This window comes from Bosea sp. 29B, assembly GCF_902506165.1.
GTDB lineage: Bacteria > Pseudomonadota > Alphaproteobacteria > Rhizobiales > Beijerinckiaceae > Allobosea.
Map to the genome: position 1 here is coordinate 4,320,016 of NZ_LR733817.1, position 25,453 is coordinate 4,345,468.

Consider the following 25,453-nt stretch of genomic DNA (forward strand, 5'->3'; position numbering starts at 1 on the left):
TCATGATTGGCACGCGGATCGGCTTCGGTCCGATCAGCTGGTCTTCCTGGTGACGATCGTCAGCTCGCCCTCGTTGCTCACCTGGGCCAGGACGACGTCGCGGGTCGAGAAGCCCTTGGCTTCGACTGCGGATTTGGCAGCCGGCGCCTTCTCGATGGCCTGCCGCAGCTTCTCGAGTTCGGCCGCGGTGCGCGTCGCCACCAGCTGATTTACCTGCGCCTTGCTCGCTTCGGGAAGCTCGTCGATCTCGACGACCTTGACCGAGGTGATCGTCGGCGCGCTCGCCGGCGCTTCCTGCGACGAGGTCGGTGGCTTTGCCGAGGGGCGCTCCGTCGACGGTGCCTGGGCATTGGCCGCTCCGGCCAGGATGGCCGCGGCACCAAAGGCAGCGATCGTGATCATACGCATGGGCATGTCCTTCCATCGGTTGCGGAAAGGACGATTGAACACCAGTGATGGGACGAGAGACTGGAAGCGATCAGGTCATTTCGTGACCATCCGGCGGCGCAAACAGGGCAGCGCCGCCAGGAATTCTGGCCATTCTCAGGCGGCGTCGAGCCCGTAGAGCGAGTGCAGGGTGCGCACCGCCAGCTCGGTATAGGCGGCGTCGATCAGCACCGAGAACTTGATCTCGGAGGTGGTGATCGCGCGGATGTTGATGCCCTTCTCGGCCAGCGCCCGGAAGGCGCGTGCTGCGACGCCGGCATGGCTGCGCATGCCGACGCCGATCGCCGAGATCTTCACCACGTCCGTCGCGCCCTGCAGCGTCTGGTAGGCGATGGCCTCATGCTTCGATTCGAGCAGGCCCTTGGCGCGCTCGTAATCGGCGGTCGGCACGGTGAAGGTGATGTCGGTGGTCGCCTGATCGTCGGAGACGACCTGGATGATCATGTCGACATTGATGTTGGCGTCGGCCAGCGGCCCGAAGATCGCCGCGGCGACGCCGGGCTTGTCGGCCACGCGCCGGAGCGTGATCTGGGCTTCGTCGCGCGAGAACGCGATGCCGGTGACGATCTGCTGTTCCACGATGTCGTCCTCGTCGCAGATGAGGGTGCCTGGATTGGGATTGTCTGGGTCGTCGAAGGAGGAGCGCACATAGGTCGGCACGCGCTGGACCATGGCGATCTCGACCGAGCGCACCTGCAGCACCTTCGAGCCGAGAGAGGCCATTTCCAGCATCTCTTCGAACGAGACCTTGTCCATCCGCCTCGCCTTCGGGACGATGCGCGGATCGGTGGTGTAGACGCCGTCGACATCGGTGTAGATGTCGCAGCGATCGGCCTTCAGGCCGGCTGCCAGCGCGACCGCGCTGGTGTCCGAGCCGCCGCGTCCGAGCGTGACGATGCGGTGGCTGCGCGGGTTGATGCCCTGGAAACCGGAGCAGACCGCGATCTCGCGGTTGCGGTCGAAGCCGGCGAGGATGCCGGCGCCGTCGACGCCCTCGATCCGGGCCGAGCCATGCGCGTCCGAGCCGTAGAGCGGAATCTGCCAGCCCTGCCAGGAGCGGGCGGGCAGGCCCATCTCCTGCAGCGCAATCGCCATCAGGCCGGAGGTGACCTGCTCGCCCGAGGCGACGACGGTGTCGTATTCGGCCTGGTCGTAGACGGAGGACGCTTCCTTGCACCAGGCGACGAGCTCGTTGGTCTTGCCCGACATCGCGGAGACGACGACCGCGACCTGGTTTCCGGCGTCGAATTCGCGTTTGACGTGGCGGGCCGCGTTCTTGATGCGCTCGACAGTGGCGACCGATGTGCCGCCGAACTTCATCACCAGACGGGCCATAGCGTCTAAAGGCTCTCTAATCTGCACCCGGCCGAGCCGGGACGAAACGTCCCCTCGCGCCTAGCGAAGGGCGCGTGTAGATGACGGGAGGTGCGGGCGGTGTCAATGCAGCCATGGTCGGCACGGGCATAAACAGGGTATCAAAGGCGATGACGGCAGCGGCTCGCGAAGGCTCCACCATCGACCCGGCCGAGGTCGCGCGCTTCGACGCGCTGGCCAGGAGCTGGTGGGATCCGAAAGGGCCGATGGCGGTGCTGCACAAGTTCAATCCGGTGCGCCTCGCCTTCATCCGTGATCTCGCCTGCGAGCGCTTCGGCCGCGATCCGAAGTCGCTGCGCGCGTTGGACGGGCTGAGTGTTGTCGATATCGGCTGCGGCGGCGGCGTGCTCTGCGAGCCGCTGGCGCGATTGGGCGCCGGGGTCACCGGGCTCGACCCGGCGACGACCAACATCGCCGTGGCGCGGGCACATGCGCAGAAGGCCAGCATCGGCGTCGACTATCGCGAGGAGACGATCGAGGCCGTGGTCGCGTCCGGCGCGCGCTTCGACATCGTGCTCGCCATGGAGGTGGTCGAGCACGTCGCCGATGTCGAGGCCTTCGTTGCCTCCTGCTGTGCGGCGGTGAAGCCGGGCGGTCTGCTCGTCATGGCGACGCTCAACCGCACGCTGAAATCCTATGCGCTCGCCATCGTCGGCGCCGAATACATCCTGCGCTGGCTGCCGCGCGGCACCCATGACTGGGAGAAGTTCGTGACGCCGGACGAGCTGGAAGCAGCGATCGGGGCTGGCGGGCTCTCGGTCTTCGCTCGCGAGGGCGTCGCCTACAACCCGCTCGCCGATCGCTGGTCGCGCTCGCGCGATCTCGACGTCAACTACATGCTGGCGGCGGGGAGGGCCGGCTGAGGTTCTGCCGGAACCTTCCGCTTTCCCCCTTGTTTTTTGCGCTGCGGCATAATTCGATAGGAGTATGGCGCAGCGCAGCATTGGTCTGCATGATGCCGGCAACGCCACCGGATCAGAGGCGTGGCGACAGAGCGGATGCGAAAAAGTGGGAACCGGTTTTTCGCGTGAATCCGCTCTGAACTAGAGAATTGAGCATCATGGTTTGGGGTCGAAGGGACCCCAAACCATGATGCTCTTGGGGAGAATGAGCCGATGGCACAGCTGCAACCCGTTGCGAAGCCCGCGTTGAAGGATCTCTACGAGCTCGGCGAATTGCCGCCGCTCGGCCATGTCCCGGCCAACATGTACGCCTGGACGATCCGCCGCGAGCGCCATGGCCCACCGCAGGATAGCTTCAAGGTCGAGGTCGTCCCGACCTGGTCGATCGGCGAGGAGGAGGTGCTGCTCCTCGTGATGGCCGGCGGCGTCAACTACAACGGCATCTGGGCCGGCCTCGGCCAGCCGATCTCGCCCTTCGACGTGCACAAGGGCTCCCTTCACATCGCCGGTTCCGATGCTTCCGGCATCGTCTGGGCCGTCGGCTCCAAGGTGAAGCGCTGGAAAGTCGGCGACGAGGTCATCGTCCACTGCAACCAGGACGATGGCGACGACGAGGAGTGCAATGGCGGCGACCCGATGTTCTCCTCCTCCCAGCGCATCTGGGGCTACGAGACGCCGGACGGCTCCTTCGCCCAGTTCTGCCGGGTGCAGTCGCGCCAGCTGATGCTGAAGCCGAAGCACCTCTCTTGGGAGGAATCGGCCTGCTACACGCTGACGCTGGCGACCGCCTACCGCATGCTGTTCGGCCACGCTCCGCACACGATCAAGCCGGGCGACAACGTCCTGATCTGGGGCGCCTCGGGCGGGCTCGGCGTCTTCGGCGTGCAGCTCTGCGCGGCCTCGGGCGCCAATGCGATCGGTGTGATCTCCGACGAGACCAAGCGCGACTATGTGCTCGGCCTTGGCGCCAAGGGCGTGATCAACCGCAAGGACTTCAACTGCTGGGGCCAGATGCCCACGGTCAACTCTCCTGAATACGATGCCTGGGTGAAGGAAGCCCGCAAGTTCGGCAAGGCGATCTGGGACATCACCGGCAAGAAGGACGTCGACATCGTCTTCGAGCATCCCGGCGAGGCGACCTTCCCGGTCTCCTGCCTCGTCGCCAAGCGCGGCGGCATGGTGGTGTTCTGCGCCGGCACCTCGGGCTTCAACATCACCTTCGACGCCCGCTATGTCTGGATGCGGCAAAAACGCGTGCAGGGCTCGCATTTCGCTCATCTCAAGCAGGCTTCCGCCGCCAACCAGTTCGTCATCGACCGCCGGGTCGATCCTTGCATGTCCGAGGTCTTCCCCTGGGACAAGATCCCGCTCGCCCACCACAAGATGTGGAAGAACGAGCACGCGCCGGGCAACATGGCCGTGCTGGTCTATGCCCCGCGCACCGGCCTGCGCACCTATGAGGACGTGGCCGAAGCGCTGGAGGGCTGAAGGCCCGACGCGGGCAGGCGCTTGCGCCTGTCCGCAGCGATCCCGAATAGCGGTCTGAGCCAGCCGATCCGCCGTGTAATCTCGTAACTCGCGGCGCAGCTCAGCGCCGCGATCGCGATAACCAGAGATGCCTCTGGCCCGGCCGGCAGCGCGAGCGGCTTGAGCCAATGCGCCGCGAGAATGATCGCGGTCTGGTGCACGATGTACCAGCAGAACACCGCCTCGACGAGGTAGCGTCGCACCGGCCCGTCGCGCCGTGAAAGGTGCCGGCGGGCAAAGCCGAGGATGGCGACGATCCAGCACCATTGGTCGAGCCCGTAGACGAAGGGGCCGGCGAGCCGGCGCAGTTCGCCCGGCGGCTGCGCGCGTAGCCAGAGCATTGCGATGATGGCCGCGACGGCGAGGACGAGCGCCAGCCAGCGCAGTTGTTCGGTCCGCTCTGCCAGCACCCGCGAACGCGCGGCGAGGAAGCCGAACAGGAAGCAGAAGCCGTAGAGGACGTGCTGGTACCAGTCGCCGATGAAGATGTGGTTCGGCGGCGCAGCCGGGAAGACCAGGAAGCGGTTGAGCCCGAGCAGCAGTGCAGGCCCGAGCAGCAGGAGCATACCGGGCAGGCACCGCTCCAGCCGGCGCTCGCCACGCAACGGTAGGCTGGGCGCCAGCGCAATCAAGCCGGCGAGCGCCATGGTGTAGAGGAAGAGATAGGCGACGAACCAGAGATGGTTCCAGGTCGGCAGGATCAGGCAGCTCTGCCTGCCGTTCTCGATCCGGCAGAAGCCTTGGTCGAAGGCGAGATAGTGCCCGATCCAGAAGTCGGGATAGCTGCCGGAGTAACCGAGCTTCTCGACGATCTCCGCCCAGGATTGCGGCGGCACCACCACCAGCATGCCGAAGACGAGGGGAATGAGCAGTTGCGCGGTGCGCCGCCGCGCCAGGGCCCCGACCTCGTATTTGCCCAGCATGAAACGCGTCGCCGCGCCCGAGACCAGGAAGAGCAGCGCCATCCGCCAGGGATTGAGCAGCAGCATCACCGGTTCGAGCTCACGCAGAAGATGAGCGCTCTTCACATGGAAGCCCCATGACACATAGAGCATGCCGGTATGGTAGAGGATCAGCAGGCCGAAGGCGCCGATCCTGATCCAGTCGAGATCGAGCCGGCGCTCGGCGTTCTGTGGTGGAGATTGACTCGTTTGCGCAGTCATGGCCGCTATCCCTTGCTCGCCCCGAGCAGGCCGGCATGCCTGTGCAAAGGTCGAGACGGTGCGGGACGAGCAGCCGATGCTGCGTGACGAAAACCAGCGTGTCGGGACGAGCGGCGACGCGGCCGTGACGAATGGAGGGTCGGGCCGCCTGCCGGGCTGGCTGCCTTTTCTGGCGATCGCGCTCGGCACGGCCGCGACCTGCCTCGTCAACGCCTTCTCGACCTCGCACGATCTTGCCCGCGTCGGCCGCGCCGTGCCGCTTTGGCAGCCCTTGCTCTGGGAAGCGTCGAGCGCCGTTGTGATTCTCGCGCTGGCGCTGCTGGTCCAGCGGCTGGTCCTGATCTCGCTGACGCGGACAAGCCGGCCTTGGCAGCTCGCGGCGCTTCATGCCGGCGCGATCCTCGCCTTCTCGGCGCTGCATGTCGGCGGCATGGTCCTGCTCCGCAAGCTCGGCTACTGGGTCGCCGGCGCCGGCGGCTACAGCTTCGGATTCTCCGGCAGCAACCTGTTCTACGAGCTGCGCAAGGACGTCCTCGTCTATCTGTTGCTCGCCGCGGTGTTCTGGCTGTTCGAGCTCTGGCGGCGGCGCTCGCAGCCGCAGGTCGCAGCTGCTGTGCCCGCAGGTTTCTGGCTGCGCGACGGGACGATCAACCTGCGGCTCGAGCCGAAGGAGATCGTCGCGGTCGTCTCGGCGGGAAACTATGTCGAATACTGCCTGGCGAGCGGCAGGCGCCATCTGATCCGCGCGACCCTGCAGGGCGAGGAGGAGCGGCTTCGCCCGCTCGGCTTTTCCCGCATCCATCGCACGAGGTTGGTGAATACTGCCCGCATCCGGCGCGTCGCCGGCAAGCTCTCTGGTGATTTCGATGTCGAGACGGATACCGGCGAGAGCTTCGCCGGCAGCCGCCGTTATCGCGAGAGCCTCGCTGCGCTCACGCCTTGAGGCGGCGTGGGCCGGCTGCTCACAACCCGCTCAGTACGTCGCCGCTCGACTTCTCCGGCGCCCGGTGCAGCGCGATCGCGGCGTTGAGCTCGGCGCCATAGAGGAAGATCGCCGCGAGCCAGTACAGGAAAACCAGCGCGATCATCGCGGTGGCGAGGCCGGCATAGGTGGTGACATAGGCACCGGCGAAGGAATCGAGATACCAGCCGAAGCCGACACCGCCGATCAGCCAGACCACCAGCGTCATCAATATGCCCGGCCACATCGCGCGGATATGCGGGGCGCGGGCCGGCAGCAGCTTGTGGGCGACGCTGAGCGCCAGCACGACGAGCACGGTCGCTCCCGCGATCCGCAGGAAGGCGAGCAGGAAGCCGAGCGGAGCAAGCGCCGGTGCGAAGCCGACGATGCCGCGCCAGATCAGCGGGCCGAGCACGACCAGCAGCGAGAAGGCGAGCATGAAGACCGCGCCGCCGACGACATAGACGATCGATTCCAGCCGCGTGCGCCACCAGCTGCGCCATTCATAGGCCTCATAGGCGCGGTTGAGCCCGATCCTGACCGCCTCGACGCCAGAGGAGGAGAAATACAGCGCCAGGATCGCACCGAGCGTCAGCGCGTCCTTGCGCACAGCCGTCAGCACTGAGCGGACCTCGCGCGCGATCGGCTCCGCCACCTCGCGCGGCCAGGCCTCCAGCAGCAATTGCGCGGCTTCGTCGGCGGCCGCCTGCGAGCCGAAGAAGCCGCCGAGCGCGGTGACCAGGATCAGGAACGGGAACAGCGACATCAGCACCGAGAGCGCGATGTGACTGGCGATCGCCCAGCCGTCATGGGCGATGAAGCGCTCGAAGGCGAGGGCGGGGACTGAGCGCAGCGACATGCAGGTCTCGGGCGGGGCAGGGCGGTGATTGTCGCTGGTTCGGGGCTTCTGGCAAGACAGGGGCGCGCTGTGTCTCCTTCTCCCACAGGGGGGAAAAGGGAAGAACGCGCCCAAAACATGCCGCCACGGCGTCCACATGCGGCGACAATGCGTCTCTCGCAGCGTATCAGCGGCCGGACGAGGCCTGCGCCATGTTCGATTCTCCGCTCTTCCTGCGTCTGTCGCCGGCGCTGTTCGTCTTCCTCTGGTCGAGCGGCTGGATCGTCGCCGGCTATTCGGCCCGCTATTCCGATGCTTTGACCTTTCTCTCGGTCCGCTTCGGCTGTGCCGGCCTGGCGCTCGCCGTGTTCGCCGTCGCCCTCGGTGCACCCTGGCCGAAGACGCGGCGCGCCCTCTTCGATTGCATCGTCGCCGGTATCCTGTTGCACGCCGTTTATCTGGGCGGCGTCTGGTGGGCGGTGCGCCATGGCTTGCCGGCCGGCGTCTCCGGCCTGATCGCCGGCTTGCAGCCGGTCCTGACCGCGTTGTTCGCGCCCTTGATCATGCGCGAGAGTATCTCGCCGATCCGCTGGCTCGGCATCGTCTTCGGCTTCGTCGGCATCGCGCTGGTGCTGGAGCCGAAGCTTGTCGGCGTCGCGCCCGAGGCGCTTTCCGCCATTGCGCTGCCGGTTATCGTCAACGTCGTCGGCATGTTCGCCGTCACCTTCGGCTCGTTCTGGCAGAAGGCCCGCATCGTCGAGGGCGACCTGCGCACGGTGACGGCGGTGCAGTACATCGCCGCCTTCCTGTTCACGCTGCCCTTCGCCTTCCTGCTCGAGCCGATGCGGATCGAGTGGAACCTGACCATGGGACTGGTGCTGGCCTGGTCGGTTCTGGCACTCTCGCTCGGCGGGATCGGGCTCTATCTCGTGATGATCCGCCGCGGCCAGGTCTCGCGCATCGCGACCTTCCTCTACCTCGTGCCGCCGGCGGTGGCGGTGGAGGCCTGGATTCTCTTCGGCGAGACGCTGAGCCTGATCCAGCTCCTTGGCATGGCGATCGCCGTGCTCGGCGTCGTGCTCGCCAGCCGCAAATAGTCCTTGGTCTGATCCTGGGTTCCCGGAAGCCGGTCGATGCTGTAGCCAGAGAGCATGAGCCGGCAGGAACCTGCTCGCTGGCGACAGGGACGAGACGACCATGGCTGTGACGACCGACAATCTTGCTGGCGCCTTCATCGCCGCCCGCCGCGGCCACAAGCTGGTCGACATCGCGACCTTGCCGGTTCCCGCCGATGTCGATGCCGGCTTCGCCGCTCAGGCCGAGGTCAACCAGGGCATGGGCTATCCGCTCGCCGGCTGGAAGGTCTCTCTCGGCGAGGGCGGCCGGCCGATGGCCGGGCTGATGCAGGGGCCCTATCTCAAGTCCGGTGACACCTATCGCGGCGTGCATGGCGCCGAGTTGCGCGTCGAGATCGAGCTCGCCGTCCGCCTTGGCCGAGACATGCCGCTGCGCCCCGGCCGGCCCTATACCCGCGAGGAGCTGATCGACCATTGCGACGCCGCTCTCGTCGGCATCGAGATCGTCGAGAGCCGCATCGCCGACTGGACCAATGTGCCGTTCCCGCTCTGGCTCGCCGACGCGATGGGCCATGGCGGCTATCTGCTCGGCCCCGAAGTTCCCTTCAGCATCTTCGACGACGTCCCGGCGCTGACCTGCACGGTCGAGCTCGATGGCGACGTGCTCTATGACCGCCAGGCCCTGCATGCCAATGGCGATCCGCTGGTCACCGCGCTCGCCTGGGCGAACCGCTCGGTCGAGGGCCCGCTCGGCCCGCTCAAGGCCGGTCAGATCATCACCACCGGCAGCCTCTGCGGCGGCGTGCTCGCGCCGACCGTCGGCCCGGTCATCGCCCGGCTCGACCCGGTCACGGCGATCTCCTTCGCGCTGGCCGAGCAGGGCGACTGAGGGCAGCGATCCCGGCCATTCGACAATGTCCGGATGGCCAACGATTCGTTCAGGTTTTCGGTTGACGGTAGCCTGATCCCGAGCGTCGAATTGTGATCAATCGGAGGCGCGATCACAAAATCAACGCATTCGCTGCGTTCTAGTTGGGTTGCGTTGGAGGTTTGATGCGGTCATGGCGAAGGGGCAGGATTGGCATTGCCGGCGGAGGCTTGGTTGCTTTCGCGGCGATGCTTGCCGGTGAGGTTTCGCCGGCCCGCGCCTTCGACCTGTCGTCGCTCGACGTCTTCAACCTCTTCGGCAGCAAGGACAAGCCGCCGCCGGTCAGCGAAACCACGCTGCCCTATGAATTGAAGTTCGAGCTTGGCGACGTGCCCGATGCCAGCGCGCTGAAGCGCAGCCTGCAGGACGCCTCGCTGCTCTATCGCCTGCGCGAGGATGCGCCGCCGGACGGCGAGACCCTGGCGCGCCGCGCCGCCGCCGATATCAACCCGCTGATCGATGCGCTCTGGGCCCAGGGCTATTTCAACGCGCAGGTCGCGATCGCGGTCGACGGCATCGCGGTGACGCAGGCCGGCGAGCCGCCGCCGGGGCTCGCGCCCACCGCCGAGCGCTACCGCAACCGTGCCCCGGCGCCGGTCGTGGTCACGGTCGACCCCGGCCCGCAATTCTCGCTGCGCAATGTCGATATCGTGCCGAGCGGGCGCCGCGATCCCGAAGCGGTGATTCCCGATCCCGGCAAGGTTTCCGGCCTCGTGCCCGGTGCACCGGCGACCTCGTCCTCGATCCGGGCGGCGCAGGCGGCGCTGGTCGACTACTGGCGCAGCAAGTCCCGCCCGCTCGCTCGCGTCGTCGAGGTTCGCCCGGTCGTCGACCACGCCGCGAAGATCATGGACGTCTCGGTCCTCGTCGATCCCGGCCCGGTCGCCGGCTTCGGCGACGTCTCGATCACCGAGACCGGCGATATCCCGCCCGAGGTGATCCGCTCCTTCATCTATCTCGAGCCGGGCGAGCCTTATTCGCCCAAGGCGTTGGCCGACACGCGCAAGTCGATCGCGACGATTCCCGCCGTCGGCTCGGTCCGCATCCGCGAGGGCAAGGGGCTGGACCAGGCCGGCAACCTGCCGATCTTCGTCGAGGTCAACGAGCGGCCCAAGCGCCTGCTCGGCTTCTCGGCACGCTATTCGACGATTGACGGCCCGGCGGTGAAGACCTATTGGGAGCATCGCAACCTGTTCGGTGGCGCCGAGCGCCTGCGGCTCGAAGCCTCCGTCTTCTTCGCGCCGCGCATCGACGGCACCAAGATTCAGCGCTTCGGCGATTTCGAGCCGACCGATCTCGGTGCCCGCTTTTCCGCCAGCTTCCTCAAGCCGGCGCTCGGCGGCAGCCGCAACGATCTGCTGATCGACGCCAGCGGCGTGCGCGAGCGCATCGGCACCAACCGCTATGGCGGCTACACCGCGCGCTACGCCAATATCACGACGGCTATCCGCCACCGTTTCAGCGACGTCTTCTCGATCCAGGCCGGCATCGAGGCCGAACGCGGCCAGACCAGCGACGTGCTCGGGCAGGTCGACTACATGCTGGTCGGCGTGCCGCTCTCGCTGCGCTACGATTCGACCGACAGCCAGCTCGACCCGACTCGCGGCATCAGGGTCGCCGCCTCGGTCACGCCCTATGCCGCGTTCGGCGACACCGATGCGCCGTTCATCCAGAGCAAGGCCTCGATCTCCGGCTATTATGCGCTCGACGAAGACGCCCGCTATGTCCTCGCGGGCCGGATCGGGTTGGGCTCGATCGCCGGCGCCGACCTCGATGAAGTGCCGGCGACCCGGCGCTTCTATGCCGGTGGCGGGGGCTCGGTGCGTGGCTACGCTTATCGCACGCTCTCGCCGCTCGGCCCGCTCAATCACCTGACCGGCGGGCGCAGCCTGTTCGAGGCCTCGGTCGAGGCACGGATCAAGATCACCAACACGATCGGCATCGTGCCTTTCTTCGACGCCGGCATGGCCTTCGCGTCGCAGTTCCCGAGTTTCAAGGAGAAGATCCAGTACGCGGCCGGCCTCGGCCTGCGCTACTACACGCCGATCGGACCGATCCGGCTCGACGTCGCCGCGCCGCTCAATCCGCGCAAGGGCGACAAGCCGGTCGCGCTCTATATCAGCATCGGGCAGGCCTTCTGATGGGCAAGCTCCGTTCCCTCATGCGATTGTTCGCCGAGCGCGTTCATTCCCTTCCCCCCGCTTGCGGTGGGGAAGGGTTAGGGATGGGGGGCCGGAAAGCAGGGCTCGGGACGTCTTTCGACTCTCACCAAGCGGCACTGCCCCCCACCCAACCCTCCCCACCGCACGCGGAGGGAGGGCTTGAGCCCCTCGCCGGCAACGGGAAGCCCCGTCGGGCCATTGCTTCCTTCCGTATCCCTCGTCTACTCGCCGGGCTGGGCGCCCTGGTCATCGCCGTGGCGGTGGTCGTCTTCACCGGCCTCGGCGGCTTCGCCCAGAACGCCGGCGAGCGCGGCGTCCTGGCCGACCTGATCTCGAAGGCACTCTCGACCGATGGCAGCCAGGTTTCGATCGGCGCCGTCGACGGAGCACTCTCCTCCGATGCCACCATCCGCGACATCGTCATCTCCGACCGCGATGGCCCCTGGCTCAGACTCGATCGCGCCCGGCTGATCTGGACCCGCTCGGCGCTGCTGCTGCGCCGGCTCGAGGTCAACCGGCTGGAGATCGGCAAGCTCGAGATCCTGCGCAGGCCGCTGCCGGAACCGGGCGCCCCGCCGCCGGCCGACAACTCGCTGATCCTGCCGGAATTGCCGCTCAAAGTGATCGTCGAGGCCTTCCAGCTCGGCGAGCTCGCGCTGGGCCCGACCGTGATCGGGGCGCCTGCCAGGCTGTCGGCGACCGGTGCGGCCCGCCTCGGCCCGCCGAACGAGGGCCTCGATTTCCGGCTTGCCGGGCGCCGGCTCGACATGGGCGGCACGCTCGACGTCAACCTGCGCTTCGTGCCGCAATCGACGCAGCTCCAGCTTGCGGTCAAGCTCGACGAGCCGGCCGGCGGCCTGATCTCGACCATCGCCGACCTGCCGGACCGCCCGCCGGTCAAGCTCGACCTCACCGGTGATGGCCCGCTCGACCGCTTCCGCGCGACGCTCGCCTTTACCGCCGGCTCGACCATCGGCGCCAACGGCACGGCCGACCTTTCCCGCCAGGGCGCGGGCCGGCGGCTTCTGCTCGCGCTCGACTCGCGCATCGCCGGCCTGATGCCGCCACCGGTCGCGCCGGTCTTCGAGGGGGCGACCCGGCTCGACGGCACTGTGGGGCTGGCCGATAGCGGTGCCGTCTCTGTGGACCAGATGGCGCTGGTCTCGGCGCTGGCCCGGCTCGACGTGAACGGCCTCTACGGCGCCGACAAGAACCTCGACTTCAAGGTCACCGCCGCCGCCCGTCCCAATGCGGAAGGGCGCACCGTCGCCTCCGGCGCCGAGATCGCCAAGCTCGCCTTCGATGCGACGATCCGCGGGCCGGCGGCAGGGCCCCGCATCAATGCCAGCCTGGAAGCGGAGGGCGCGAGCGTTCCCATGGGCAAGCTCGGCAAGCTCGATTTCACCTTCACCGCGACGCCGACAGGCGCGCTGAATGATCCGGCGACGCGCACCGTGCTGGTCTCCGATGGCGAAGCCTCCGGTGTCGCGCTCGCCGATCCCGGCCTGGCGCGCTTCATCGGCGATCGCCTGCGCTTCACCTTGCGCGGCACCGCTTCCGAGGGCGGAGGTGGCGAATTCGAGACACTGAAGCTCGCCTTTGGCGGAGCTGAGCTTGGCTATGCCGGCCGCCTCGATCCGGCTCACATCCTCGGCAAGGTGCAGGCGCGACTGCCGGATCTCTCCCGGCTCAGCACGCTGGCCGGCCGCACGCTCAAGGGCTCCGCTGCCGTGAGCGCCGATGTCGACGCCGAGCCGAAGAAGCGCCTCTACGCCGTCAAGCTCGATGGCGGCGCCGAATCGCTGACGCTCGGCCAGGAGGCGCTCGACCGGCTGCTCGCTGGCAAGCTCTCGCTCGGCGGCGAGATCCGGGTGCCCGGCAGCGGCGGGCTCGTCGTCAACGGCCTGCGCATCGCCGGAACCCATGTCGCGGCGACGGCCGATGGCGCGCTCGGCGCGCAGGGCTCGAGCCTGAAGGCCAACATCGCCATTCCCGATCTGCGCCGGGCCGATCCGAAATTGTCGGGGCAGGGCGCGTTCGATGCGACACTGACAGGCCCGCTCGACAAGCTGGGTGCGACGCTGAAGGCCGGCATCAGCAACGCCACCGCACTCGGCCGGCCGGTGCCGCGCCTCGCGCTCGATGCGACCCTGCGCGACCTGCAGGGCGCGCTCTCCGGCGACGCCAGGCTCTCCGGCGAAGTCAATGGCCGCCCCGCGACAGGTGCCTTGCGTTTCGCCAAGCGCGATCCGGGTGGCTGGGCGCTGCCGCAGCTCGATATCGCGATCGGCTCGGTCACGCTGAACGGCGCGCTCGATCTCGACGCCTCCAATCTGGCCGAGGGCAATCTCAAGCTCGCCGCCCGCAATCTCGACGATCTCTCGGCGCTGGCGCTCGCCAAGCTCGGCGGCCGGATCGAGGCCGACGTGAAGCTGGCGCGGCCCACCGGCGGCCAGAATCTCGATCTGAAGGCCAGCGCGCAGAAACTTGTCGCGCCTAGCGTTTCGCTTGATCGGCTCGATGCCGACATCGCCATCGTCGATGCGCTGCGCAAGCCGCTGATCAATGGCACGGTCCAGGTCGATCGCGCCATCATCGCCGGCGAGGCGGTGAGCGCGATCCGCCTCGCCTCGAAGGGTGGCACTGAGGCCAGCGACATCAGCCTCGACGCCACGGCGCGCGGCTTCTCGCTCGCCTCCAAGGGCCGGCTCTCGGTCGCCGATCCCCTGCGCTTCGATCTTGCCAGCTTCACCGCGACCCGCGACGGCCGCAGGATCGCATTGGCCAAGCCGGCGAGCTTCATCGCGATCGACGGCGGCGTTTCCATCCGCGATCTTTCCATCGCGCTCGATGGCGGTCGGATCACCCTGGACGGCCAGGCCGGCAAGGCGCTCGATCTGCGCTTTGCCGCGCAGAACGTGCCGCTCTCGGCCGCGCGCCTGGCGTCGCCGACGCTCGATCTCTCCGGCACGCTCGATGCGGAAGCCACGATCAAGGGCACGCCCGAGGCGCCGACCGGTCCGTGGCGGGTCCGCATCGCCCGCCTCGTCGCGCCGCAGACGCGCTCCGCCGGCTTGCCGCCGATCGAGATTTCGGGGCAGGGCGCGCTCAACGGCCGCCACACCAGCCTTGACGCCAGCCTGAATGCCGGCCGCTTCGTCAACCTGACGGCCAGGGGCACGGCGCCGCTCGGCGGGGAGGGGGCGCTTGATCTTTCCATCCAGGGCCGCGCCGATGCCCAGCTCGCCAACGCCCAGCTCGCAGCCGACGGCCGGCGATTGACCGGCCAGCTCGCGCTCGACCTGCGCGCCGGCGGTACGCTTTCGGCACCGCGCCTGTCCGGCGGCGCGACGCTCTCCGGCGGCAGCTTCAGCGATGCGCTCCAGGGCGTGAAGCTGACCGGGCTCGAGGCGCGTGTCGCCGCCAACGGGTCCGAGCTCGTCATTGAGCGCTTCGCCGCGCAGACGCCGGGCGGCGGCACGCTCTCGGCCCGTGGCAACGTCAAGCTCGATCCGGAGGCCGGTTTCCCCGGCACGATTCGCATCGAGGGCAAGCGCGCCCAGCTCGTCGACAGCGGGTTGGTCCGGGCGGTCACCGATCTCAACCTCGACCTCGCCGGCCCGCTGGCGCAGCGGCCTCGCATTGCCGGGCGCGTCGATGTCGTCACCATCGAGGTCTCGGTGCCCGATCGCCTGCCGTCGAGCTCGCGGCCGGTCGACGGCATCCGCCATGTCAACGCCAAGGGCCAGGCGGCGGCCCGCCTCGCCGCCGAGCGCAAGGCCCGCGCCGTCGCGAGCCGCAAGGGCGCGCGCGCGCCGGCCTTCGACGCCGTGCTCGACATCACCGTCTCGGCTCCGGGGCGCGTCTTCATCCGCGGGCGCGGCATCGACGCCGAGCTCGGCGGCGATCTGCGTGTCGGCGGCACCTCCGGCGCGCCGGCCCTGACCGGCGGCTTCGATCTCAGGCGCGGGCGACTCAACCTCGCCAGCCAGCGCCTCGACTTCAGCAAGGGCCGCGTCACCTTCTCCGGCGACGTCATGCCGACGCTCGACTTCGTCGCAGAGACCAGAGCCGCCGACGTCACCGCGCGGATCATTGTCTCCGGCGAGGCCTCGGCACCCGAGTTCACCTTCACCTCCTCGCCCGAGCTGCCGCCTGACGAGGTGTTGTCGCGCCTGCTCTTCGCTCGCGCCTCCGGCTCGCTCTCGCCTTTCCAGGCGCTGCAACTCGCCCAGACCGCTGCACAATTCTCCGGCGCCGGCGGCGACGATGTCTTCGAGCGCATCCGCCGCTCGCTCGGCGTCGACAATCTCGATGTGCAGGTGGGGCCGGGCGGCCCGACGGTCGGCGTCTCCCGCGCGATCTCCGACAACATCACCCTCGGTGTGAAGGCCGGAGCCAAGCCCGAGGACAGCGGCGTCTCGGTCGGCATCGACGTCACCCGCCGCCTGAAGCTCCAGGCCGAGACCAATGCCGACGGCAGCGCCGCGGTCGGCGTCGGAGCCGAGTGGGAATACTGAAGCCCGCGTTTGCTCCGGCGCTCCGCTTCGCTTCGGCCGGAATGACGGCGCCTTTTCAGACGGACGTCGTGTTCCGGGGGGGCTCATGCTTCGGCCTGCCCCGGAATGACGGTGAGATTCGTTCTGGTACGCGGCGCTGTCAGGCGACTCAGGGGCGGGCCCGGACGCACGAGATTCGCCGGCAAGGCGGCCCGGGAAGCTCGCAAACAGCCCTGTTCGGTTAACGCTCTCTTAAGTTCGCCGGTCAAAGCGTGGCCTCGCTGCAACACCAGGGGGTAAAGCGGGTCCTCGACGGGGACTGTGGCGTGATCATGGTTGATCGGCGGCCGGGCATTCGTAATGGTGGCTGTGCGGCGGGACGTTCCCGGTCGCTGTTTTTCGTCTTCGCCTCCGAACGGTTCGGGGACGCGGGCGAAAGACCGGGATAGGCGGGTTCGCCGGACAGGTCTCCTGGGGCCACCGGTTAGGAACACGCCGACGCCCGAGGGTCTCGAAACTCTTTTGGAGGTTATCAAATGAAGCTCGTAAAGAGCCTCCTCCTCGGTTCCGCCGCCGGCATCGCCGCGGTTGCCGGGGCTCAGGCCGCCGACCTTCCTTCGCGGAAGGCCGCTCCGGTCGAATACGTTCGCGTTTGCTCCGCCTACGGCGCGGGCTTCTTCTACATCCCGGGCACCGACACCTGCCTGCGCGTCGGTGGTCGTGTCCGTGCTGAGTACACGGTCGGCACTCGCTACGGCAGCGGCCAGGACGCCTACGGCACCCGCGCTCGCGGCCGCCTGAACGTCGACGCCCGCACCGCGACCGCCTACGGCACGCTGCGTACGTTCTTCCGCTACGAGCTGACCAACAGCTCGGGCTTCTACGCCGGCACCCTCGGCGGCAACCAGGGCATCATCGCCCCGGGGCAGGCTCGCAACGGCGCCGGTGGCGCTGGCACGGCTTCGAACCTCGATCTGGCCTTCATCCAGTTCGGCCCGATCACCGCCGGTCGCGCCCAGTCGTTCTTCGACTTCTACGCGAACGACTTCGGCTTCTCGACGATCCGTACGGCTGACTCGCGCCTCAACCTGCTGGCTTACACCGCCACCTTCGGTTCGGGCTTCTCGGCCACCGTGTCGCTCGAGGATCGCAACACCGGCACCGGCCAGCGTGAGAACGGCGCTTTCGGCCGCTTCACCGGCGCGGGTCTGGTCCTCGGCGGTCAGGACTTCCCGGACATCGTCGCCTCGCTGCGCGTCGATCAGGGCTGGGGTTCGGCTCAGTTGTCGGGTGCTCTTACCCAGCGTAAGGTTGTCTCGACTGTCAACGCTGCCGGCCTCCTCACCCAGGCCAGCGCTGACGAGTACGGCTATGCCATCCAGGGCGGCGTGAAGATCAACCTGCCGATGCTTGCGGCTGGCGATCACCTGTTCCTGCAGGCCGCCTATGCTGACGGCGCTCTCGGCTACCTCGGCTGGGGTGGTCAGTACGGCTCGGGCCGCCAGACGTCCGCGCTCGCTGCCAACCAGCTCGTGATCGGCGATATCGGCGTGGGCGTGCTCGGCAACACCAAGAAGTCGACTGGCTGGTCGGTCGTTGCCGGTCTGCGTCACTTCTGGACCCCGCAGCTGCGTTCGGAGCTCTACGGCTCGTACTCGGAGATCAAGCTGGGCTACGTCCAGGCCGCCGGCTTCTATGCCGCTGGCGCTCCGGTTCGCTCGCTTGATCCGAAGGAGCTCATCGTTGCCGGTAACCTGATCTGGTCGCCGGTTTCGGGTCTCGATATCGGTGTCGAGGTTCTCTACACCCGCACCGAGCTCGCCTCGCGCGTTCTCCCGGTCGACAACAACGGCGCTCGCGTCGCTGGCTTCGGCATCAAGAGCGACGACGCTTGGGCTGGTCGCCTCCGCATCCAGCGCGACTTCTGATCGATCATCCGATCGTTCAAGGGAGGCCCCGGGGAAACCCGGGGCTTCTTTCGTTTTGGGCTGGCGTTCGCAGCGCAAAAACCCGTCTGATCGTCGCAAGGGCGGGGCGGTCCCTTGCTTGACTTGGGATCGCGATAGGGCGTGATTGGAACGGGTTGCAGGCGGCGGGATTCGACGCCGACGACCCTTGGGCAAGGCGGGGATTTCGGCATGGCGCGGCAGGCCGGGTGGCTCTGGGGGCTTGTTCCGCTGTCCTTGGTCTGGGCGGCCGCCAATGCGCTGAACACCGAGCCCGTACGTCGCGACATCGAGGCGAGGGCGCTTGCGGCGAGCGCGGTGGCCGGGTCTGCCTCGGGCGCGCGCAGCGTCTCGGTCCGCGTCAGCGGGCGCGACGTCTATCTGGATGGCGAGGCCGTCACGGCCGATGGCGCCAGCAAGGCGCTGGCTCAGCTGCAATCGGAATTCGGCGTCCGGCGCGTGCTCGGTGGGCTGACGCAGGTCATCGCCCAGAGACCTTATAGCTGGTCGGCGACGCGGCAGGGCAATCTCGTGACGTTGTCCGGCTTCGTGCCCGACGAGGCGACGGCCATGGCAACGCTGGCGGCGGCGCGGGGGCTGGACCCGGGGTTGAAGGTCGATGACCAGCAGAAGGTCTCTTTCGGGGCCCCGGTCGGTTTCGCCGAGCTCGCAGCCCTGCTGATGCGCGATCTCGGCCAGCTCTCCACCGGCAAGGTCGCGCTGGACGATTCCCGCTATTGCGTCGAAGGCACGGCGGCGACGCCGCAGAGCTTCCAATCCTTGCGCGAGGGCGCTGCCAGCGCGTCGCCGAAAGGCTTCACGCGCGTCGACTGCCCGCTCAGCCCGGCGACGGTGAGCCCCTATCGCTGGAGCGCCGAGAAGAGCGCATCCGGCGCCGTCACGGTCGCCGGCTACTATCCCTCAGATGCGGCGCGTCGCGAGATCGCTGCGTTGCTCGGCCGTGCTTTCCCCTCGGCCGGTGCCGTGAACGATCGCATGCTGCAGGCTGCCGGCGAGCCGCCCGCTTTTGCGAGCAGGGTGGCGCGTGCCGTCGCCGATCTCGCTCGTCTGCGCAGCGGCAAGGTCGAGCTCGACGGCGCCGCCTATCGCATCTCCGGACAGGGACCGGACGGTTACGAGGCCTGCGAGGCGCTGAAGCTGAACATCGCGCAAGGTGACGGTCCCGATTCGGTTGCGCTCGCCAGCGTCACCTGCCCGCCACCTCCGCCGCCGGCGCCAAAGAGCGAGCCGGCGCCCGCTCCGTCGGTCGACGTGCCGCCGAGCGCGCCGGTGACACCGAGCACACCTGCGCCGGCCAGCCAGCCATCGGCTCCGGTCAATCCGGTCCCCGCCACGCCTGGCCCGGCTGCAGTCACCGAGCCGCAAGCTGCGCCGCCGGCAGCACCCCGGCCGCTGCAATGGCGGGCCGAGAAGTCCGAAAACGGCATCGTCCTGTCTGGTGCCGCGCCCGACGCCGCGGCCAAGGCGGCCGCACTGGAGGCGGCGCGCGCGGCGTTGTCCGGCGGCGAGGTCGTCGATCGGACTGTGATCGAAGCTGGTCCGCGCGGCGGTCCCGACTATGGCGAGGCGACCCGCTTCGCCCTCGGACTCCTCGGCCGGATGGCGCAGGGCAGTGCTTCGCTGGCGGGCTCCGCGCTCAGCCTCACCGGCGCCGCGGCGGACAAGGCCGGCTGGCAGGTCTTGGAGGATGCGTTGAAGGGCAAGGCGCTGCCGGCGGGGCTCTCGCTTTCGGGCCGGCCGGCGCTCACCTTGCGCAGCTATGGCTTCAGCGCCTCGATCGACAAGTCCGGCGGCTATCTGGGCGGCTATCTGCCCGACGCTGCGGCCAAGGACGCGATCGCTGCCTTGATCGAGGCCTCGCCTTTGCGAGGCCGCATCAGTGACGAGACCGAGATCCTGCCGGCGGCGCCGACCGGATTCGGGGTCGCGGCGCGCGGGGCAGTCCAGGACCTGCTGCGTCTCGATCTGGGTTCGGCCAGCGTGGTCGATCGCGAGGTCAATGTCCGCGGTTTGACCTGCCGCGCGCTGATCCGCGACGAGGTCCAGACCAATCTGGCCAGCGGCTTGCCGGACAGCTTCTCCGGCAAGGCCGAGATCGGCATGCGCCAGACCGGCTGCGTGATCGATCCGCCGAGCAATTGCCAGAACGAGCTCGATGCGCTGACCCAGCGCTACTACGTGATGTTCGGCCAAGGTACGGCGGTCGTGACGCTCGATCCGGTGACCGAGCGCGCGATGACGGAGGCTGCCGCCATCCTCAAACAGTGCCCGATCTCGCGTGTCACCATCGAGGGCCATGCCAATCTCGACGGCGAACGCAGCGGCTTCAACAATCTCGATCTGTCGAGCCGGCGGGCGCTGCGGGTCCGCGAGGAGCTGATCCGTCGTGGCATCGGTCCAGCCCAGCTCGAGGTCAAGGGCTACGGCACCGATCGGCCGCTGGTGGCCCATGGCGATCCGGAAGCGCGGGTGAAGAACCGCCGCGTCCAGTTCACCGTGGCGAAGTAAGGAGGGAGCGATGCTCTATCTCGCGACCCAGTTCGCCTGGTTTCTCCTCGCGGCCTTCGCGATGGGCCTGGTCTTCGGCTGGCTGACCGGCCGCGGCGGCCCGCGTGGTTTCGCCAGCGGCCCGGTCATCGGCCTCGCCATACTCTGGGCCGCGCTGGCGGCGCTGGTCTGGCTTCGGCTGGTCAACGATCAGGTGGCGTTCTGGATCGAGACGGCGCTGCTCTATCTGCTCGCCTATGCCGCCGGTTGCCTGATCGGCAGCCTGTTCGCTGGCGAAGGCGAGGCGCTCCCGGCGCTCGCTCCGCCGGCACCGCGCCTCGCCTTGCCGCAGCCTGCTCCGGCTCTTCCCGCACCGATTGCACTGGCCAAGGTCAGCGAGGGAGCGACGGGCGAACCCGCTCCCATGCCGAAGGTCGAGGGCGAGGATGGGATCGCTGGCAAGCGCCCGGCCGGCTTTGCCGCTGCCCGCGGCGGGCAGGCCGACGATCTCAAGCTGATCAAGGGGATCGGCCCGCAGAACGAGACGCGCCTGCATGCGCTCGGCATCTGGCACTTCAGCCAGATCGCCGCCTGGACCCCTGAAAACGTCGAGTGGGTCGGCACCTATCTGGCCTTTCCGGGGCGGATCGAGCGTGAGGACTGGGTGGCCCAGGCGGCTGCGCTGGCACGAACCGCGACGACGGTCGAGCCGGTGACGGCGATCCCGCTCTCCGGAGCGGCACTCGAAGGCAAGCGCCCGGGCAATCTCCTGCCGGGGGCGCGTGGCGGCAAGCCGGACGATCTCGGCCTGATCGACGGCATCGGCCCGGCGATCGCCGAGACGCTGAATACGCTCGGCATCTGGCATTTCGACCAGATCTCCGCGCTGGGACCGGACGAGTTGCGCTTCCTCGCCCATCACACCGGCTTCCAGGGCCGCGATGTCGCGGAGCAATGGCAGGCCGAGGCGAAGATCCTCGTCGGCGGCGGCGAGACCGAGCATTCGCGGGCGGTCAAGGCGAAGCGTCGCAAGAAGAAGCGCTGAGGCGTTTCTCAGCCCGGTTGCTTTTCCGCCTTCGCGATCAGCTTGCCGATGCGGCGGACCATGTCCTTGCTGCCGAGCAGGGGGGCATGGCCTTGGCCGGGCGCGGTGAAGGTCTCGCAATGCGGATGGCGCCGCCCCATCTCCTCCAGCGTCTTCTCCGCCAGGAGATCAGAGTTCTCGCCGCGGATGGCGAGCACCGGGACATGGTTCAGCGCGGCGAAATAGGGCCAGAGCTCCGGGAGGGGCGCTTCGAGATCGAGCTCCTCCAGCGTCTTCAGCAGGCGCAGATCATAGTCCGGTACGAGCGCGCCATTGCGCTCGGTCCAGGTCCGGCGCGCCATCATCTCCCATTCGGCCTCGCCGAAGAGCGGGAATTGCTGGTCCGAGAGCCGTTTCAGGATCTCGGCGCCTTCGGTGAAGCTGCGCGGCGTCGGCAGCTTGCCGACATAGCCGCGGATGCGCAGCAAGCCGCGCGCGTCGATCACCGGCCCGACATCGTTGAGCACGACGCCGCGAATTGCGGTCGGCCGTGCGGCGGCCAGTGCCATGGTCAAAAGCCCGCCGCGCGAGGTGCCGACGAAGACGGCCTCCTCGACGCCGGTCGCTGCCAGAACCTGCATGAGATCGTCGAGTTCGACGCGGATGTCGTAGTCGTGCCAGTCCTTGGCGTAGTCGGAGCGGCCGCGGCCGCGATAGTCGAGCGCCAGCACCCGCCGCGGCCCGTCTTCCGCCAGCGCCAATGCGAGCTCGTGGAAGTCGGCGGAGGTGCGGGCGAGCCCCGCGAGGCAGACGATCGGGAGGTTCGGGGCCGTCTGTGGCCCATACTCGCGGATATGCAGCTTCAGCCCGTCGCGGGCGCTGATGAAGAGGGAGCGGAAGCCGGTATCGGAATTCATGCGGGACTCGGGGAAGCAGGCGGGCGTCCCGCACCTAACCATGGCGGTGGGGTCGACGAAAGCGGGGCCCAGCTCTGTGATCCGGCTGCGGCGCTCTACGACGCGCCCCAATTCCTCAGCTTGGCGATGCAGCGATTGAAGATGTCGAGTTCCTCCTGCGTGAGCGCGGAGAGGAAATCCTGCTCCATCACCTCGCCCAGACGGTCGGCCTCCTGCCTGACGCTCTCGCCCTTCGTCGTCAGGCGCAGGGACACCCGCCGCGCATCCTCACTTTCGAGCTCGCGCCGGACATAGCCGCCATCGACGAGCTTGCGCAGATGCTTGGAGACCAGCGTCTGTTCGATCAGGCTCGCTTCCGCCAGCGCCCCGGAGGACAGGCCGGGCTCGTCGCCGATCGTCCGGAGCACCCGGAGTTCTCGGATGCTGAGGCCGAGCTCGGCCTTGTAGACCTTCGAGGCCCTGGCCATCGCGGTCTGGTTGAGCTGGTCGAGCCGGAAAGTCAGGAACGGTTCGCGCAGGTCGATGCTCCTCTTTCGCAGCGGCTGACGACCGTCCTACTCGACTTCGCAGCTTCGGCTCAACGCCTGACTTCGCCGCGATCGGCCTGCCAGAGCGCGATCAGCGCCAGGCATGTGCAGGCGATGAGGTAGTAGGACGGCACCATGTCCGAGCCGGTCTTGGCCACCAGCCAGGTCAGGGTGAAGGGCGCGAGCCCGCCGAACAGCAGCACCACCATGTTGTAGGCGATCGACATGCCGGTCGAGCGGACCGTGGTCGGGAACATTCCGGCGAGCAGCCCCGGCGTCGGCGCCCAGATCGCGGCGATCGGCAGGGCGCAGATCGCCTGCACGATCAGCAGCCGCTCGAAGCTCGGCACCGCCACGACATAGGCGAGCAGTGGATAGGACAGCAGCGCGAAAGCGAGCATGCCACAGAGCCAGACGCGGCGCGGATGCCAGCGATCGGCGAGCTGGCCCATGATCGGGACGAAGAGGAAGAGCAGGATGCCGCCGATCAGCGAGCTCAGCATCGCGCTGGTGAAGGGCAGCTTCAATTGCCGCACGACATAGCCGGGCAGGAAGATGAACCAGACATAATTCGAGGCGGTGCCCGGGATCATGATGGCGCAGCTGCGCAGCAGGGCGCTGCGATGCTCGGCCAGCACGGTCAGGAACGGCGTCTGCCTGACCTTCGGGCCGCTATCCTTCTCGTATTCCGGCGACTCATCGACGAAGCGGCGGATATAGAAGCCGAGCGGTGTGATCAGCGATCCCAGCAGGAAGGGAATGCGCCAGCCCCAGTCCTGCAGCGCTTCTGGCGTCATCAGCGTCGAAAGCGCATAACCGGAGAAGGCAGCGAGCGCGAGCGCCAGCGCCTGCGAGCACATCTGGAAGCTGCCATAGAGCATCTTCTTCCGCGGCGGGGCGTATTCGACCAGCATGGCGGTGGCGCTGGCGAATTCGGCGCCGACCGAGATGCCTTGCAGGATGCGCGCGACGATCACCAGGATCGGCGCAAGCATGCCGATCGTCTGATAGCTCGGCGTCAGACCGATCAGCACGGTCGAGAATCCCATGATCAGGATCATCACCGTCAGGATCGGCTTGCGGCCGAAGCGGTCGGCATAGGTCGAGAGCAGCACGCCGCCGACCGGCCGGACCAGGAAGGAGATCGCAAAGGTCGCCGCCGTCAGCAGCGCCGAGACCAACGGGTCGGCGCTCGGAAAGAAGACCTGCGCGATGATGGTCGAGAAGAAGCCGTAGACAAGGAAGTCGTACCATTCGAGCCCGTTGCCGATCACCGAGGAGATGACGGCGCGCCGGACCATCGAGGCCGAGCGCGGCTGGGCGGATTCAATCGTGGCGGCAGTCATTCGCTCGCCCCTTCCATGGTCTGGCGCGCGGCGATGCGGGCTAGGATGCTGGCGCCGACAGGCAGCAGGCGGTCGTCGAAATCGAAGGTCGGGTGGTGGCACATCGCCCCAGGCTGGCCGAGGAAGATGTAGGCGCCCGGCCATTGATCGAGCATCAGCGCGAAATCGTCGGAGAAGGGCAGGGGCTTCATGTCTGTATGGACATTACCCGTGCCGAGTACCTCGCCGGCGGCAGACGCCGCGGCGGCTGCGGCGCGGGGATCGTTGACGCAGGGCAGGCAGCTCGCCGCCTGCGTGCAGGCGATCGTGCAGCCCGACATCACCGCGAAACCCTGGCAGATCGCGTCGAGCTTTTTCAGGATCAACGCCTCGACCGCCGGGTCATAGGTGCGGATCGTGCCGCTGAGCTCGGCCGAGGCCGGGATGATGTTCGGCGCCGTGCCGGCCGTGAGCCGCCCGAGGCTGATCACCGCCGGCGCGAGCGGATCGACATGCCGACCGACGATCGAGGAAATCTCGGTTGCGAGCCGTGCGGCGACCTGCAGTGGGTCGATCGTGGTGTGGGGGGCTGCACCATGGCCGCCGACGCCGTCGATCCTGATCTCGAAGGCGGCGATGCCGGCGAGCGTCGGGCCGGGCCGCACCGCGGCGGTGCCTTCGGCATAGAGCGGGATGGTGTGGAGGGCATAGACCTCCGAGCAAGGAAAGCGCTCGAACAGCCCGTCCTCGATCATGCGCTTGGCGCCGAGCCCGACTTCCTCGGCCGGCTGGAAGATCAGGTGGACCTTGCCGCGCTTGGGCGGATTGGCCGCGAGGTGCCGGGCAGCGCCGAGCAGCATGACCGTGTGGCCGTCATGGCCGCAGCCATGGAAGCGGCCGGGCGCGGTCGAGCGGTAGTCGGCCCCGGTCTCCTCCTCCATCGGCAGGGCGTCCATGTCGGCACGCAGGCCGATGGTCGGGCCGGGCGCGGCGCCCTCGATCACGCCGACGAGGCCGGTGCCGCCGAGGCCCCGATGGACGGCGATGCCGAAGGAGGCCAGCGTCTCCGCGACGAAGGTCGAGGTCCTGACTTCCTCGAAAGCGGTTTCGGGATGGGCATGAAGGTCGCGGCGCCAAGCCTGCAAAGTCGGCGCATGCGCGGCAATGTCCGGCAGCATCTGAACTCCTCCCTTGTCGTTTGGAGAGGCAGATACTTGAAAGTTTCAAATATTGCAAATGGCAGGGATGATTGTTGCGAGGAGAGGGGCCGTGACGCAGCGAAGCGCAAGGCGTTGGTCGAGAGGCAAGGGCGATGAGACAGGGGGGAAC

General features: G+C 68.1%; 18 protein-coding genes. 10 read left to right on the forward strand and 8 right to left on the reverse strand.

Features of this window, described 5'->3' with window-relative positions; translation table 11 throughout:
* Positions 1-33 precede the first annotated feature (33 nt).
* Both GV161_RS21005 and GV161_RS21010 read right to left on the reverse strand, forming a co-directional pair.
* Positions 34-408: a hypothetical protein gene (locus GV161_RS21005; protein WP_152014131.1), complete on the reverse strand. Its 375-nt coding sequence runs from the start codon at positions 406-408 to the stop codon at positions 34-36.
* 135 nt (positions 409-543) lie between these two features.
* Positions 544-1,782 (reverse strand): aspartate kinase, encoded by a 1,239-nt coding sequence (locus GV161_RS21010; RefSeq protein ID WP_152014132.1) that lies wholly within the window; start codon positions 1,780-1,782, stop codon positions 544-546.
* Between the two features lie 149 nt (positions 1,783-1,931).
* Between GV161_RS21010 and ubiG the strand changes: the two genes are divergently transcribed.
* Together ubiG and ccrA are read left to right on the forward strand one after the other, a co-directional pair.
* Positions 1,932-2,684 carry a bifunctional 2-polyprenyl-6-hydroxyphenol methylase/3-demethylubiquinol 3-O-methyltransferase UbiG gene (gene ubiG / locus GV161_RS21015; RefSeq protein WP_152014133.1) on the forward strand — a complete coding sequence of 251 codons (753 nt, stop codon included), beginning with the start codon at positions 1,932-1,934 and terminating at the stop codon, positions 2,682-2,684.
* A 252-nt stretch (positions 2,685-2,936) separates the two neighbouring features.
* Complete coding sequence (gene ccrA, locus GV161_RS21020; RefSeq protein WP_152014134.1) at positions 2,937-4,211, forward strand: crotonyl-CoA carboxylase/reductase; 1,275 nt, start codon at positions 2,937-2,939, stop codon at positions 4,209-4,211.
* On the opposite strand, the gene GV161_RS21025 is transcribed toward ccrA, so the two are convergent.
* Positions 4,178-5,413 (reverse strand): acyltransferase family protein, encoded by a 1,236-nt coding sequence (locus GV161_RS21025; RefSeq protein WP_152014135.1) that lies wholly within the window; start codon positions 5,411-5,413, stop codon positions 4,178-4,180. The two genes, ccrA and GV161_RS21025, sit on opposite strands and share 34 nt — an antisense overlap.
* Before the next feature lie 76 nt (positions 5,414-5,489).
* On the opposite strand from GV161_RS21025, the gene GV161_RS21030 reads away from it, so the two are divergent.
* Complete coding sequence (locus tag GV161_RS21030; RefSeq protein WP_159650337.1) at positions 5,490-6,356, forward strand: LytTR family DNA-binding domain-containing protein; 867 nt, start codon at positions 5,490-5,492, stop codon at positions 6,354-6,356.
* 19 nt (positions 6,357-6,375) lie between these two features.
* On the opposite strand, the gene GV161_RS21035 is transcribed toward GV161_RS21030, so the two are convergent.
* On the reverse strand, positions 6,376-7,233 hold the full coding sequence (locus tag GV161_RS21035) for a YihY/virulence factor BrkB family protein (protein ID WP_152014137.1): 858 nt from the start codon (positions 7,231-7,233) through the stop codon (positions 6,376-6,378).
* A gap of 191 nt (positions 7,234-7,424) precedes the next feature.
* On the opposite strand from GV161_RS21035, the gene GV161_RS21040 reads away from it, so the two are divergent.
* The 7 genes from GV161_RS21040 (at position 7,425) to GV161_RS21070 (ending at position 21,376) form a co-directional block, all read left to right on the forward strand.
* Positions 7,425-8,309 (forward strand): DMT family transporter, encoded by an 885-nt coding sequence (locus GV161_RS21040; protein WP_152014138.1) that lies wholly within the window; start codon positions 7,425-7,427, stop codon positions 8,307-8,309.
* Positions 8,310-8,409: 100 nt separating this feature from the next.
* Entirely contained in the window at positions 8,410-9,177 is a 768-nt protein-coding gene (locus tag GV161_RS21045; RefSeq protein ID WP_152014139.1) for a fumarylacetoacetate hydrolase family protein, read from the forward strand.
* Between the two features lie 209 nt (positions 9,178-9,386).
* Positions 9,387-11,357 carry an autotransporter assembly complex family protein gene (locus GV161_RS21050; protein ID WP_244624040.1) on the forward strand — a complete coding sequence of 657 codons (1,971 nt, stop codon included), beginning with the start codon at positions 9,387-9,389 and terminating at the stop codon, positions 11,355-11,357.
* Between the two features lie 275 nt (positions 11,358-11,632).
* Positions 11,633-15,898, forward strand: a complete 4,266-nt coding sequence (locus GV161_RS21055) for a translocation/assembly module TamB domain-containing protein (RefSeq protein ID WP_152014141.1) — start codon at positions 11,633-11,635, stop codon at positions 15,896-15,898.
* A 515-nt stretch (positions 15,899-16,413) separates the two neighbouring features.
* Complete coding sequence (locus tag GV161_RS21060) at positions 16,414-17,805, forward strand: porin (RefSeq protein WP_152014142.1); 1,392 nt, start codon at positions 16,414-16,416, stop codon at positions 17,803-17,805.
* A 210-nt stretch (positions 17,806-18,015) separates the two neighbouring features.
* Positions 18,016-20,352, forward strand: coding sequence for an OmpA family protein (locus tag GV161_RS21065; RefSeq protein ID WP_152014143.1), 2,337 nt, complete (start codon positions 18,016-18,018; stop codon positions 20,350-20,352).
* Positions 20,353-20,362: 10 nt separating this feature from the next.
* Positions 20,363-21,376, forward strand: a complete 1,014-nt coding sequence (locus GV161_RS21070) for a hypothetical protein (protein ID WP_152014144.1) — start codon at positions 20,363-20,365, stop codon at positions 21,374-21,376.
* An 8-nt stretch (positions 21,377-21,384) separates the two neighbouring features.
* On the opposite strand, the gene GV161_RS21075 is transcribed toward GV161_RS21070, so the two are convergent.
* The 4 genes from GV161_RS21075 to GV161_RS21090 form a co-directional block, all read right to left on the reverse strand.
* Entirely contained in the window at positions 21,385-22,272 is an 888-nt protein-coding gene (locus tag GV161_RS21075) for an alpha/beta hydrolase (RefSeq protein WP_152014145.1), read from the reverse strand.
* 95 nt (positions 22,273-22,367) lie between these two features.
* Positions 22,368-22,739 (reverse strand): MarR family transcriptional regulator, encoded by a 372-nt coding sequence (locus GV161_RS21080; protein WP_152014146.1) that lies wholly within the window; start codon positions 22,737-22,739, stop codon positions 22,368-22,370.
* A gap of 110 nt (positions 22,740-22,849) precedes the next feature.
* The gene (locus GV161_RS21085) at positions 22,850-24,145 is read right to left on the reverse strand and encodes an MFS transporter (protein ID WP_152014147.1); all 1,296 of its coding nucleotides are present in this window, start codon (positions 24,143-24,145) and stop codon (positions 22,850-22,852) included.
* A complete protein-coding gene (locus GV161_RS21090; protein ID WP_152014148.1) occupies positions 24,142-25,302 on the reverse strand; it encodes an amidohydrolase in 1,161 nt (386 codons plus the stop codon). The genes GV161_RS21085 and GV161_RS21090 overlap by 4 nt, the downstream gene beginning before the upstream one ends.
* Positions 25,303-25,453: the final 151 nt, after the last annotated feature.

Bases quoted from the DNA above. Each gene is read 5' to 3' on its own strand.
- ubiG (WP_152014133.1), top strand. From the start codon at position 1,932: ATGACGGCAGCGGCTCGCGAAGGCTCCACCATCGACCCGGCCGAGGTC.
- GV161_RS21075 (WP_152014145.1), bottom strand. From the start codon at position 22,272: ATGAATTCCGATACCGGCTTCCGCTCCCTCTTCATCAGCGCCCGCGAC.
- GV161_RS21085 (WP_152014147.1), bottom strand. From the start codon at position 24,145: ATGACTGCCGCCACGATTGAATCCGCCCAGCCGCGCTCGGCCTCGATG.
- GV161_RS21065 (WP_152014143.1), top strand. From the start codon at position 18,016: ATGGCGCGGCAGGCCGGGTGGCTCTGGGGGCTTGTTCCGCTGTCCTTG.
- GV161_RS21090 (WP_152014148.1), bottom strand. From the start codon at position 25,302: ATGCTGCCGGACATTGCCGCGCATGCGCCGACTTTGCAGGCTTGGCGC.
- GV161_RS21080 (WP_152014146.1), bottom strand. From the start codon at position 22,739: ATGGCCAGGGCCTCGAAGGTCTACAAGGCCGAGCTCGGCCTCAGCATC.
- GV161_RS21060 (WP_152014142.1), top strand. From the start codon at position 16,414: ATGAAGCTCGTAAAGAGCCTCCTCCTCGGTTCCGCCGCCGGCATCGCC.
- GV161_RS21005 (WP_152014131.1), bottom strand. From the start codon at position 408: ATGCGTATGATCACGATCGCTGCCTTTGGTGCCGCGGCCATCCTGGCC.
- GV161_RS21045 (WP_152014139.1), top strand. From the start codon at position 8,410: ATGGCTGTGACGACCGACAATCTTGCTGGCGCCTTCATCGCCGCCCGC.
- GV161_RS21030 (WP_159650337.1), top strand. From the start codon at position 5,490: ATGCTGCGTGACGAAAACCAGCGTGTCGGGACGAGCGGCGACGCGGCC.
- GV161_RS21040 (WP_152014138.1), top strand. From the start codon at position 7,425: ATGTTCGATTCTCCGCTCTTCCTGCGTCTGTCGCCGGCGCTGTTCGTC.
- GV161_RS21035 (WP_152014137.1), bottom strand. From the start codon at position 7,233: ATGTCGCTGCGCTCAGTCCCCGCCCTCGCCTTCGAGCGCTTCATCGCC.
- ccrA (WP_152014134.1), top strand. From the start codon at position 2,937: ATGGCACAGCTGCAACCCGTTGCGAAGCCCGCGTTGAAGGATCTCTAC.
- GV161_RS21070 (WP_152014144.1), top strand. From the start codon at position 20,363: ATGCTCTATCTCGCGACCCAGTTCGCCTGGTTTCTCCTCGCGGCCTTC.
- GV161_RS21010 (WP_152014132.1), bottom strand. From the start codon at position 1,782: ATGGCCCGTCTGGTGATGAAGTTCGGCGGCACATCGGTCGCCACTGTC.
- GV161_RS21025 (WP_152014135.1), bottom strand. From the start codon at position 5,413: ATGACTGCGCAAACGAGTCAATCTCCACCACAGAACGCCGAGCGCCGG.